This window comes from Helicobacter himalayensis, assembly GCF_001602095.1.
GTDB lineage: Bacteria > Campylobacterota > Campylobacteria > Campylobacterales > Helicobacteraceae > Helicobacter_F > Helicobacter_F himalayensis.
Map to the genome: position 1 here is coordinate 40,244 of NZ_CP014991.1, position 13,897 is coordinate 54,140.

Annotated in this window: 4 protein-coding genes and 2 rRNA genes; 3 read left to right on the forward strand and 3 right to left on the reverse strand. The window is 39.6% G+C overall.

Features of this window, described 5'->3' with window-relative positions; translation table 11 throughout:
• Positions 1-136 precede the first annotated feature (136 nt).
• The 3 genes from A3217_RS00165 to A3217_RS00175 all read left to right on the forward strand — a co-directional run bounded on the left by A3217_RS00165 (position 137) and on the right by A3217_RS00175 (position 7,379).
• Positions 137-3,017: ribosomal RNA gene (locus A3217_RS00165) — 23S ribosomal RNA — on the forward strand.
• 372 nt (positions 3,018-3,389) lie between these two features.
• Positions 3,390-3,505, forward strand: a 5S ribosomal RNA gene (gene rrf / locus A3217_RS00170).
• A gap of 193 nt (positions 3,506-3,698) precedes the next feature.
• Positions 3,699-7,379: an autotransporter serine protease gene (locus A3217_RS00175; RefSeq protein WP_066386542.1), complete on the forward strand. Its 3,681-nt coding sequence runs from the start codon at positions 3,699-3,701 to the stop codon at positions 7,377-7,379.
• A 293-nt stretch (positions 7,380-7,672) separates the two neighbouring features.
• Here A3217_RS00175 and A3217_RS09245 read toward each other — a convergent pair whose 3' ends face one another.
• The 3 genes from A3217_RS09245 to A3217_RS00190 all read right to left on the reverse strand — a co-directional run bounded on the left by A3217_RS09245 (position 7,673) and on the right by A3217_RS00190 (position 13,669).
• Entirely contained in the window at positions 7,673-11,809 is a 4,137-nt protein-coding gene (locus tag A3217_RS09245; RefSeq protein WP_082807818.1) for a restriction endonuclease subunit S, read from the reverse strand.
• Between the two features lie 244 nt (positions 11,810-12,053).
• Positions 12,054-12,641 (reverse strand): GIY-YIG nuclease family protein, encoded by a 588-nt coding sequence (locus tag A3217_RS00185; protein ID WP_066386546.1) that lies wholly within the window; start codon positions 12,639-12,641, stop codon positions 12,054-12,056.
• A gap of 2 nt (positions 12,642-12,643) precedes the next feature.
• The gene (locus tag A3217_RS00190; RefSeq protein WP_082807819.1) at positions 12,644-13,669 is read right to left on the reverse strand and encodes a DNA adenine methylase; all 1,026 of its coding nucleotides are present in this window, start codon (positions 13,667-13,669) and stop codon (positions 12,644-12,646) included.
• Positions 13,670-13,897: the final 228 nt, after the last annotated feature.

Here is a 13,897-nt window from a genome sequence, read left to right on the forward strand (position 1 = left end):
TTTAAGTCTAGTGTTATTTGAAAATTTATTGTTAATAGCCTAAGTAATAAAGACTACAATATACTCCTTATTTTATGTGTGCAACATACATTCAATAAGGTAGTTCTTTTAGGATACATTCATTTATCTAAAAGGTAAGTAAGCTTTTAAGGGCAAATGGTGGATGCCTTGGGTGATAGAGGCGATGAAGGACGTACTAGACTGCGATAAGCTACGGGGAGCTGTCAAGAAGCTTTGATCCGTAGATTTCCGAATGGGGCAACCCAACATATAGTAATATATGTTACCTTTAATGGAGCGAACCTAGCGAAGTGAAACATCTCAGTAGCTAGAGGAAAAGAAATCAACAGAGATTCTCTTAGTAGTGGCGAGCGAACGGGGAATAGGGCAAACCGAATGCTTGCATTCGGGGTTGTGGACTGCAATATCCACTTAGAGAATCTAGCAGAAGTGTTTGGAAAGACATATCATAGAGGGTGATAATCCCGTATGCGAAAGATTCTTTATAGGTAGCAGTATCCAGAGTAAGCCAGGACACGTGAAATCCGGGCTGAAGCAGGGGAGACCACTCTCCAACCCTAAATACTACTATCACACCGATAGCGAACCAGTACCGTGAGGGAAAGGTGAAAAGAACCGCAGTGAGCGGAGTGAAATAGAACCTGAAACCATTTGCCTACAATCATTCAGAGCCCTATGATTTATCAGGGTGATGGACTGCCTTTTGCATAATGATCCTGCGAGTTGTGGTATCTGGCAAGGTTAAGCAAACGCGAAGCCGTAGCGAAAGCGAGTCTGAAAGGGCGTTTAGTCAGATGCTGCAGACCCGAAGCGAAGTGATCTATCCATGGCCAAGTTGAAGTAAGTGTAATAGCTTATGGAGGACTGAACTCGTACCCATTGAAACGGGTTGGGATGAGCTGTGGATAGGGGTGAAAGGCCAAACAAACTTCGTGATAGCTGGTTCTCTTCGAAATATATTTAGGTATAGCCTCAAGTGATAGTAATAGGGGGTAGAGCTCTGATTGGGCTAGGGCTGCTCACCGCGGTACCAACCCCTGTCAAACTTCAAATACCTATTGCCGTATCTTGGGAGTCAGGCGGTGGGTGATAAAATCAATCGTCTAAAGGGGAACAACCCAGACTACCAACTAAGGTCCCAAAGTTCTATTCTAAGTGGAAAATGATGTGAAGTTACTCAGACAACCAGGAGGTTGGCTTAGAAGCAGCCATCCTTTAAAGAAAGCGTAACAGCTCACTGGTCTAGTGATTTTGCGCAGAAAATATAACGGGGCTAAGATAGACACCGAAGTTGTAGATTGTGCTGATGCACAGTGGTAGAAGAGCGTTCGTATTGCGTTGAAGGTATATCGGTAAGAAGTGCTGGAGCGATGCGAAGTGAGCATGCAGGAATGAGTAGCGATAAAAGTGGTGAGAATCCGCTTCGCCGAAAGTCTAAGGTTTCCTACGCGATGCTCGTCATCGTAGGGTTAGTCGGGTCCTAAGCCGAGTCCGAAAGGGGTAGGCGATGGAAAATAGGTTAATATTCCTATACCAATAGTAGTGTGCGATGGAAGGACGCATAGGGTTAGGTGAGCCAACTGATGGAAGTGTTGGTCTAAGAGCGTAGATTGGGGGAGAGGCAAATCCACCCCTGTATTCGAAACTTGAAAGGCTCTTTGAAGTCTTCGGATGGAAAGGAGAATCACTGATACCGTCGTGCCAAGAAAAGTTTCTAAGTTTAGCTACTATTGCCCGTACCGCAAACCGACACAGGTAGATGAGATGAGTATTCTAAGGCGCGTGAAAGAACTCTGGTTAAGGAACTCTGCAAACTAGCACCGTAAGTTCGCGATAAGGTGTGCCACAGCAATGTGGTCTCAGCAAAGAGTCCCTCCCGACTGTTTACCAAAAACACAGCACTTTGCAAACTCGTAAGAGGAAGTATAAGGTGTGACGCCTGCCCGGTGCTCGAAGGTTAAGAGGATTAGTCAGCCGCAAGGTGAAGCTTTGAATTGAAGCCCGAGTAAACGGCGGCCGTAACTATAACGGTCCTAAGGTAGCGAAATTCCTTGTCGGTTAAATACCGACCTGCATGAATGGCGTAACGAGATGGGAGCTGTCTCAACCAGGGATTCAGTGAAATTGTAGTGGAGGTGAAAATTCCTCCTACCCGCGGCAAGACGGAAAGACCCCGTGGACCTTTACTACAGCTTGGCACTGCCGATGGGAGCATTATGCGCAGGATAGGTGGGAGGCTTTGAAATCTTTACTCTGGTAGAGATGGAGCCATCGTTGAGATACCACCCTTAATGTTTCTGTCTGCTAACTAGCTTGAGTTATCCTCAAGTAGGACAATGCCTGGTGGGTAGTTTGACTGGGGCGGTCGCCTCCTAAAAAGTAACGGAGGCTTGCAAAGGTTGGCTCATTGCGGTTGGAAATCGCAAGTAGAGTGTAATGGCATAAGCCAGCCTGACTGTAAGACAAACAAGTCGAGCAGAGACGAAAGTCGGTCATAGTGATCCGGTGATTCTGTGTGGAAGGGTCATCGCTCAAAGGATAAAAGGTACCCCGGGGATAACAGGCTGATCTCCCCCAAGAGCTCACATCGACGGGGAGGTTTGGCACCTCGATGTCGGCTCATCGCATCCTGGGGCTGGAGCAGGTCCCAAGGGTATGGCTGTTCGCCATTTAAAGCGGTACGCGAGCTGGGTTCAGAACGTCGTGAGACAGTTCGGTCCCTATCTGCCGTGGGCGCAGGAGAGTTGAGGAGAGCTGTCCCTAGTACGAGAGGACCGGGATGGACATGCCACTGGTGTAAGAGTTGTTCTGCCAAGAGCATCGCTCTGTAGCTACGCATGGATGTGATAACCGCTGAAAGCATCTAAGCGGGAAGCCAACTCCAAGATAAACTCTCCCTGAAGGTCGCAGCAAGACTAGCTGCTTGATAGGGTAGATGTGTAAGCATAGTAATATGTTCAGCTGACTACTACTAATAGACCGTTTGGCTTATTTGTCAAATCTTTAATAAGTGAAATCCTAAAAGACTGCCTTATTGAGTGTATGGAGTTTTTAATAACTTAAGGCTATTAGCTTGAAACTAAGTAGAACAAAACCCAATGGAAAATGGAAATAAGGGTAAATGTGCTGTATTTGCTTTGCTAAGATTCTAAAAGAAGTAGCTAAGGCTTTAAATCTTAAAGAGAGATTGTTTGAGTGTATGAGCAGCTTTATAAAGATTTAGCAGAAACTAGCGAGAATCAATCTGATTGGAAAGTAAATGTTGCGAATATTTAGCCTGAATGTTTAGATATAGATAGAGGCAAAATACACTTCTCTTTTAGAGCAAAACATAAAGCGAACTTATTATTTATCTTTATTTCCCTTTTCCTTGTGTTTATAGAGAGGAGGACACACCCAGCTCCATTCCGAACCTGGCAGTTAAGCTTCTCTTCGCTGATGATACTGCACTTTGCAAGTGTGGGAATGTAGGTCGATGCAGGGATAGGGGAAATTCTACAATATACTATCAATACACAAGAAAATAGAATACCACAAACAGAATCTTTCAAATAGAACAGAATAACAAAAAAATAGAATGTAATAGGGTTTGGATTCTGGGGGTTAGTGCGCAAAAGTTATGTAATTTCTACAATACCCAACCTATATGAGAGCACATATAAAAGCTTAAGGAGCTTTTGACTACAATCCTTGAGCAAGAAAATGAGAAATATAACCTAAAAGAATCAAGAATGAACAAGTTTTATTTTGCCGCTCTCTTTTTGTGTTTGGCTACTTATACCCACGCTTCTAGCACATTTTATGAACTTCTTAAGAAATCGTGGCAACTTATGAATGTCGATAAAGCGTGGAGCGAAAACCCAAACATAACGGGGCAGGGCGTGAAAGTGGGAATTTTAGATGGTGCGTTTAACACCACTCACCCAAGCCTACAAGGCAAAGATGTAGCCACCTTTAACAATCAATTTGATTTTAATAGATACTTTTCTCAAGACGACTATGGTGCAGCAAGGCACGGCTCACATGTGGCGGGGATTATCATAGGGGCGAAGTTAAACGACCCAACAAATCCAAATCTCCCAAATGGTATAGCATATAATGGCTCATATTATGGCATAGCTATCTTAAATGAGCAATTATACTATAACGGAAGCGTCTATGAGCAACTCCACGATAAAGATATAAAAATCATCAACAACAGCTGGGGTAAAGGCGATGAATACTACCCCCTAATCAATCGTCGCTTTACCTTTAGCGATGGATATGCAAGTATCACTGAAGAGCCAAGCACCACCGCATTAAGTGCGAATGAGTATTTTGCACTCTTAGAACACAATCGCGAGGGGTATAGGGAAAATGATGTGCTTGACTTGATAAGGCTTTCCAAAGAAAAGGGAATGTTGAATATCATTGCTTCAGGTAATGATGGAAGCCTTAGTGGCGGTATCTTAACCCCAGCTGCTGCGTATGATGAGAGCATCCGCTCGTGGCTGGTAGTGGGCGCACTTGGAACACGAAGTGTGGAAAAAAACAACCTCACAGGGCAAATCACATTGAAGCAAGATGTAACGCAAAATAGCTATGTAGCTGGGGTAGCATCGTTTAGCAATCTTTTTAAAGGAAATGCGTTGTATGGGATAATGGCTACAGGAGTGGAGATAGATTCTGCAAATGCGCTTTATAACAGCACAAACACAAACATACCACAAGGTGAAAGACAATGGCGATTTGTAGAGGCAAGTGGGACTTCACAAGCTACACCTATGGTAAGCGGGGCAGCTATGCTTGTGCAGCAGAAATTTGGCTTTCTTAGTGGCGCACAAATTGCCGATGTGCTTTTAAGCACGGCAAATGACAATATAGTTTTTCCTAAGCTTATCGTGCAAAACTACAATAACGGGGGGTTTTATAATATTGTTTATATCAATATAGATCCGCCAAAAACACCAGATGGCAAAGTCGATAGAGCCCAAGTCAAGCAAGACCTTATAAACTTAGGATACGATAGCACTATGGCAGATAAGATTCTGTCAAATCTATTCAAAACACAAGTAGCTGTCAATAACAACAGTGTAGATGACGCAGAAGCGGTGGTGCGAATGGAAAGCTATGAGGTGATTGGACAGGGAATCTTAGATGTATCAAAAGCCCTCAAAGGTTTGGGACGCCTTGATGCTAATCGCTTAAACTTAGGCGATAGTGTGAATCTTAATGGCGAGATTCAAGCCTTTTATACGCTTGATACCAAGGGACATAGCGCGGAGTTTAGCAACGACATAAGCCAAAGGCTATGGGATGATAAATGGCATATCGAAAGTGCGCGAAACTCGCCTAAAGCAGAAATGCAAAATATTAAAAAAGTGGGGTTGTTAAAAGTAGGGCAAGGTCGTTTAAGTTTGAGCGGAAACAACAGCTATGAGGGGGCTACGCGCGTTTTGCAAGGTGAGCTAGAGCTTACAAGTAGCGGGAAGCTTACCAAAAGCAATGCCTATGCGGAAAATGGGGGAAAATTTTTACTCAATGGCGGAACTATCGCAAACGACGCCTATGCGCAGAATCAAGGGCAGTTTTTGCTTAGTGGTGGAGAAATTACACATAATGCCTATGTAGAAAATGGCGGAATCTTTGAAATAACACAATCTAGCCGAGTAATGGGCGCAATGCAAGCGCAAAATAACGGAATAATTATCCTAAAAGAAAACATCTCTTCTCCCGTTACGCTCACGACTGATTCTGTAACCCTAAGCAATGGAGGGATTCTCGCGGGGAGTGGGATTATTAGCAATGCTAGCAATAATGCTCAAATACACAACCAAAGCGGTGAAGTGAGGGCTGGATTTGTAACTACCACAGACTTTAGAAGCGGAGCGAGTTTAGAACTCAAAGGGACTTACAACCAAAGCGATAGCGGAGTGCTTAAAATCGCCTTTAATGGAGAAACAAATGGCAATACTCAATTTATCGCCACGACGTTTAACATCACAGGTGGAGCTTTAGAGTTTGTCCCCACTTATAGCGGTGGAGAACGGCTAAAAAATGGGCAAAGTATCAAGCTTAATTTAGGGGAGCTCAACAACCATATAGATAAGTTTGATAACGTTACAAACGAAGAAAGCAATACCTTAAAGTTTTATTACAATAGCAATACGCAGAGTTTGGAAGCGGTTTTTAAAGACAATGCTTTTATCTCAAGCACGGATAATGATGCGGGATTGGCTGCTGCGCTAAAACATATCGCCCAATCTCCTAATCTCCCGCAAAGTTATAACCAATATTTTGGCGCACTTGATACACTCTCTCCCCAAAATTATCAAGCAGGGATAGATTCTCTAGCAGAAAATACCTCACTTCCTAATGTAGAAGATACGCTCAACTCCCAGCGGCAGCTCTCTTTAGACAATATCCTTTACCTTATGGATTCAGAAAATGTCGCTCAGCCTTTTTATTCCGCAAGTTTCACGAAGCCTAAGCCTATCCGCCTCGCCTTTGCCCAAATAAACAAAAGCGATGTAATCTTAAGCGACATACTCACCAAGCTTGATAATTTTCATAAAAATCAAATGATACTTAACACCAATCATACATATTTCAATCACGCGCGTTACAAATCTCACACCACAGCCCTAAATCTCCAATACAAACATTTGCATAATTCATTTTTGCTCGGTGGGTTTGTGGATTTTGCTTATAGCAATGCCAACCACACCTATACGCAAAGAAAAACTAATCGCTTTAGTGCGGGCTTAAGCGGGATTTATGACTTTAGGGCGTTCTCACTCATTGCGCTCGCTCATTTTGGGGTGGGGCTAAATAGCACAAGTCATACGCTGCTCACCCCTAGCACAAACCAGAATCTAAACGCCACCAAACGCGATGGCGCATATAATGACTACACGTTAGGCTTAAATCTCGGCGTGTCAAAAGATTTCGCCCTGCAATCTTTTAAATTTAAGCCTATGTGGCTTATGAGCTATACAAGCGTATTTCAAGACCCTTATACGCAAAGCGGTGGGATTTTTGCGAAATCCTTTTCTGGCTCTACGCACAACACGCTTGGCTCATCATTAGGACTACACATAAACTATGTGAAAGAGTTTGAACGCATTACGCTACTTGTAGGTGGCTTTGGATTCTACAATGTGCGATTTTTAAAGCATTTAGAGCAAAATGCTGCATTCAATGACTTTAGAGACTTCAGCTTTACGCAAAGCTTTGAAACAAACGCGCAGAGCTTTTATAGTGGGCTACACGCACAGGTGCGATACGGAGACTATTTTGGTAGATTGGGCTTTAGCAACGAAGTGGGTAAAAATTACAAGTGGATAAACACAAGCCTAACCTTAGGGGTAAATTTTTAGCTATTCAAAAAGTATCTAAGCATTATTTTAACCTCTAGCTGGGCTTAAGTTCCTAGAAATGCCACTTTTACTTGTTCCTAGCTTTTTTGCGCTAAGTTATACCGCCATTGCAATGTTTGGGATTGCAAGGGTTTTTATAAAAGTTCAACGCTCTTAAAAATTTTAAAGTTTTTAAGGTTTGTAAAGCTTATTAAAGGCATTTAAATTTTGTAAATTTATAAAATTTACAAGGGCTTATATAAGTGTGCAGTTTAAAAAGCATTTTAAGCTTTTGCCTACACAAATTCTAAAACTTAAGCTTTATGCACACAAGCCTTATAAGCCTTTAGCTTTTTCTCTCCCCATAGCACTACATCTTTTATGCTTTCTTTTTCTATGGCTTTGATAAAAGATTCCATAAAATCAAAGGCGATTGTGTAGTTAGATTCTGTATTTTTGGTTTGGGTGTTTTGAGATTCTTCGGCTTTGCCCTCAGAATGACAAGAGGTGGAATCTACATTTTTAGCTTGGTTAGGATACACAGGGAGGAGAATGGAATTTTCTTTTACTTTGTTCCAAGTTGCCAAATTATCTCTAGAATATTTTGGATATAAAACTTTTTCTAAAACACATTGCAAAAATAGATTAACCTCAAAACTAACATTTATGTTTTTTAATTTTATAAAATAACTTTCAGCAAGAATTCCTGTTTTCTCCTTTTGCGCATAAACCTTTCCTGCTGCGATTGCACCATTATAAACAATAGATAAAATATTCTCATATGTTTCAAAATCGCCATTTTTAGACCAATACATAATTCCATTATTGCCAAATTTTGCATAAACAACAGGGACACAAAATTCATCTGTTTTAAACTTGGATACAGCTTCAAACTTATTCCCCTTACCTAAAAATCTAGTATTTATTTTTTCAAACAACTCCCCAATTTTAAATTCTCTCCATTCAATAGTTTTAGTTTCAATAGCTTTAGTTTTATAATCTGCATAAAATGCTAAATATTCTTCTAGCTTAAATTCTGCCCCCCCCCGCATTACAGATTCATAAGCATTTAGCTTTTCTTGCCAGAATTCATAAAGGCTTTGTATATGGGCTTTTTCTATGGCTTTGATAAAAGATTCCATTACATCAAAGGCGATTTTGGAATCTTTAATAGGAAGTAAAATTTTTCTTTGGTTAAACACTTTTTCAAAATCCCGAACTAACACGCCTTGAAATAGGCTTTGGGCTTTATTTAAACAAGCGACGAAAAACAAGGCTATTTTTGCATTGAAATTTTCAAATTTAGGATAAATCGTTTTTGTAAATTGCCCTGCGTAAAAATCCTTTTCCATATAGAAAAATTGCATTCCAAGCATACCCACAGCTATGGAATTGCCCTTGATTTTATGCTCCTCGTCCAAATACTCCACATACCCCGCTATGCCATTATTTAAACAAGTCCTTGTGAAATAAGGATAAGGTGCATTCTCTGCAAACGTAAAACTATCTTTGTTCAATTGAGGATTTGACTTTACGCTAAACAAATCCCCGATTTTAAATTCCTGCCATTTGCATTCTAAAGTTGGCATTTGATTTAAGGCTAAGGCACTTAAAGCATTGTTTGCAAAATGTGAAAATTCAAGGCTTGAATCTTCAAAATTTGAAAGCTTAGAATCTTTGCAAGATTCTAAGCTTTCAAGCGACTTTTTGCTTTTGGATTCTGTTAATGCCCCCCCCCCAAATAGCTTTGCAAAAATCTCTAAAGCTTCTTTTTCTTTAGGGCTTAAAGTAGTGTTTTTAAGCCCAGCAACTAAAAGATAAGCCTCAAGTTCTTGAATCCTCTCCTCCTCAAGTTCTTGAATCCTCTCCTCCTCAAGTTCTTGAATAAAAGATTCCATAAAGTCAAAGGCGATTTTGGAATCTTTAGTTGGTAAAATAACTTTCATTTCTTTTGCTATATTGCGATTAAATTTATTTCCATAATCAAATCTCCCAAAACTTGACTTTCTAAAAACTCCTACAAAATACAGCAAAGTATATCTATTCCAGCTTTCCTTAAATTGCAAGGGATACAAGCCCTGCACATGAGAATAACCAACAAAATCTCTAGGTTGATAAAATATACCTTCTGAGGTTGTGGTATCGCTATAAGTTATTGTATTACCCTTTTCTGTGGGTTCTAGACTCACATAACCGCTTATGCCATTATTTGCACTAGAATTTGTAACAACAGGCACATCGCCACTTGTTTCAAACAAAGTGGCATTTGTCATTTTGTAAGCTTTTGTAGGCTTGATTTCAAACAAATCCCCGATTTTAAATTCTCTCCACTCGCCCCCGTTTTGCTTGAATGTCTTTTCAAGCTCTGCTAAACGAGGGCTTTTAAGCTCCCCCGAGCCGACCTTATTTTGATTTTTAAGCACATTGCTTACTTCCCACGCTAGATACTCACTCACGCATTTTTTAAAGTCGCTTAAAGTAGGCTTGGTGTCGATTTTCTTATGCTGGGCAAAGGTCCAATCCCTACCTTCTAAGTTTATGCAATCTTGCACAAAGCAGTCTTTGTAAAAATGTAAGTTCGTATGGTTATAAACAAGTAAATTCACAAGCTCTTCATACCTTGCTTTTGCGTTGTCTGTGTCTTTTAGATTTGTGCTAGCTTTTGCTTTTTTGCGTGCGGCTCTTGTGTAGCCATCGTTGCTAAAGTCTATGAATTTTACTTGTTGTTTGGGATTGTGAGGAGTGCCTACTTCAAAGAGATAAATCGCAGTTTGCACACTGGATTTGCCTGCGAATAAATCGCTAGGCATTTTGATACTTGCTATTAGTGTGCTATGCTCTAAAATCTCTTTGGTATAGGGCAAGCCATTGCCTGAACCTGCATTTTCTTGGATAATCACACAAGCCCTGCCTTTGCTCATCTTTTTTAACGCCCTCTCTACAAAGATAAAGCCCTTACCCGGAGCTGAATAAGGAGGATTTAGCAAAAAGACATCTGCGGGAAATTCTTCGTCCTTTTTAGCTCCTTGCTCGTATTTGCCCTCAAAATCTGTCAAGCTGTCTTTATGCAAAAGGTTTGCTGAACCATCATCTAGCAAAATCATATTTAAAATCCCTAGCAGATAAATATCATTTCTTTTTTCTATGCCTAAGAGCTGGTAGGCTTTGATATGGGCGATTTTGCTTTCCTTTTCTTTGGGGCTTTGTATGGCTTGACAATCTTTTATCATCGCATTCATAGCACTTATCAAAAACGCCCCCGAACCTGTGGCATAGTCCCATACATAAGAATCTTTATTCACTCTGCATAATGCAACCATCAAATCCACCACATAGCGAGGTGTTAAAACCACATCGTTTTTTTCATTATCTGGCACTTCAAGCCATTTGGTTATGGAATTAAAAAGCCTACCTGCGATATCTGCGGTTTGAAGTTTGCGCACTAGGGGGAGGATATTTTGCAACACTTGCGCATAAACCTTTTTTAAAGGACTTTGGTCTTTGTTTTCTAAACTTTCTCTAACATAGCCACTTTGTTTCCAGAGATTAGAGTGGAGAAAGACAGCTTCTAAGTCATTTATTACCATTTGTGCTTTTTCTTTTGGGAGGTTTTTTTTCTCTAAAAATTCCTTGATTCTCGCTATAAATATCGTGCCATCATTAAGATTTGTGCCACTCTCTCCTTTTAAATCTTCTAGTTTCAAGGGTGCTACATTGTCTTTTACGCCTTGAGCTGCCATAATCATACCTACAAGCAAGGCTACGCGAGCGTTGGCATTGATATTTAAATCATCATGTAAGAATTGATTGAGTTTATTAAGCTTAGTTTCAATATCGCTTTCTAAATTTTCTATCAAGCTTTCACGCTCTTTTTCGCTTAAGGCAAGGGCGTCAATCTTGCTTATAAAATCTTGCAAATACTTTTTTGAAAAGCTTGAGAGGTCTGTGTAATCGGCTATTTTTTTAGGCAAAGAAAGGTTTTTGCGGTTGAGATAATAAAAGGCGTATTCTAGGCTTAAATCCTGTGTTTTGTCATCTTTATAAAAGCCATTTATGCCTAAGGCTATCACCTCATCATAACTATGGGCATAATCTAAAATAGCATTAGCATAATGCACTGCACCATTTAGGGCGTATTCGCTAATGTTTTTATAATGTGCTTCGCCTTTATCGTTGCGATTTTCTACTTCGCCATTTTTAAGCTTTGCTAATTTGCCTTTCGTGCCTTTAACTTCAATCATCACAGGGATTTTTCTAAGCTCAGGCGTTTGCAAAAAAAGCTTAATATCGGGGTAATTCTTGCCCCCGCCTCCGCTTTTGCTCGGATATGCGCTAAGGGCTTGGTCTATTTCATCATTGATAGACTGCGTTTTGTAATAATAAGCTATGTTAAGTCTAGTTAAATCTTGCTTGATTTTATCCTCTACTAATTCCTCAACACTTTTTGCCATTTGTCCTCCTTAGTTTGATTTATACATTAAATGCAAATCGTGGCAGTTGATTTTGTAAGAGTTTTTGTGCGAAATTCTACAAAAATTCTTTTTGTTTGGCGCACTTTGCGTTCTTTAATATTAAACGTCTTGAAAAATTTCACAAAGTCGCATATAAGCATTTATCGCCCAAATCACAGCTCTGTTTTAAGAACTGCGCTTTGCAGTAGTTTAGCATTATCTCACTCATTATCTTTTTGCTTCTTTATCTTTTTACATTTTTCTCCCGCACAGAGCTATTTTTTAGAATTTCTGCGTGTTCGTTTTTAATATCAAGTGGCCAATCTAAGCCTTGCTCTTGCACATTCCAATCGGGGTGTTTGCCATTCTCCACACTCAAGTAATCCTCCACGCAACATTGCTCTATAAGTTTATAAGAAATATAAGCATTTCTTATGTTTTTAAGCCCAAAAAGTCCTTTGATGTCTTTTTCAAAATTTTCTTGGTAAATCATATAAAATTCAATTTTCGCACCGCTTAAAATTGTATGGTATAAAAAATACCATATCCCAAAACTCCTTATGCTTGGTCGTCCCTTTGTCCCACCATCGCGATAAATAGACAAAGTGTTTTTAATGCCTCCCTCACTTTGACTTCCACCAATCTTTTTAATCTCACCATTGACAACAATCAAATACACCCTAGCGACATTTTCGGTAAGAATCTTTTGAGGCAGAGGGTTACCATTCTCATCTTTTAAGTTTTTAAGATAGTTAAAATTAAGTCTTGTGCTACCCTCTACAAATTCCACATCAGCAATTTTAAAGGCAGTTTTAACTTCATCTATTTTCATTCTCACTCCTTTATAATCAGTAGCTCGTGGCTTTGTTTGATATTATCCCTATCACCTAGCAGTCCATTATTGCGATTAAGGCGATTTTTACCCACTCTTGTTTCCCCTTGCCCCATAGTGTATTGCCATTTAGGCTCTAAGATTTTAAAGTCCTTATATGCCTCTCTCACAAAAGCACAATCATTGTAACTTAAAATAAATTTGCCCTTGTGATTTTTAAGGCATTTACTCAAAAGTGCGTGATTAAAGCCATTATGATGGATAGGAAAATTCCGCATAGGATAGATTCCTTTAAACATTTGAGAATCTCCCTCTAAAAAATAAGGCGGGTCGCAGTAGAAAAAATCATTTGGGTATTTTTCAAACACTTTTTCAAAACTTACACACTCTACACTTAGATTTTGCAACTTAGAATCTTGCCCCAGATTTTTAAGCTTCTCTAAAGCGTTTAAATAGCGACTTTTATCCTCATAAATCTTACTCATCCAGCCCAAAAATCCGGGTCCATAAGAGAGATTAAAATTAAAATAATAATCTCGTGCAAGGGTTAGAGAATCTAAATTCTTTTGCGGAATGTTTTTTGCATTTTTATGCCTTTCATTCCAAAAGGATTTCAACTCTGCTTTTATATTAGCGTAAGTCTCTTTTGTGGGTTCAAGCCTCAATAATGCTTCATAAAGTCCCTTAGAATCCGCAATCAAAACTTGCCAAAAATTCACCAAAATATCAAAAATATCAAAGGCTTTCACTTCTAAGTTAAGCTCCAAAGCACTCGCAATTTCTACGCTACCCCCGCCCATAAATGGCGAAACAAGCCTTGTTATATCATTAGGAAAATGTTCTAGGATTAACCCAACCGCTAAGGATTTACCGCCCCCATAACGCAAGGGGCTTTTGGTGTAACGTTTGTAATGTAAATTTTTAGCTTTAAGATTCTGTAAAAAATGCTCTTTAGAAGTGAAATTTGGTTTTGTAGATTTTTCTTGTTGTAATTCTCTTAAATCAAATAAAGAATGCTGCTGTGTCAATGGATTACCTTAAAATTGTTTTAAAAAATTATAACACATTGAGCATAAATCAACTCTTTTAGCGCACCTTTTTAAAAGTTTTATAAATTCACTCAAGGCTAAAAAAGCCTTTATTTCTATCAAGTTGTTTTACTTGCTTTAGAATCTAGCACAAAATCAAAAATTCTAAATTTTCTTTTAAATGCTCTAGAGGTTTTAGGAATCACGCTCACACCAAGCTGTGTTAAA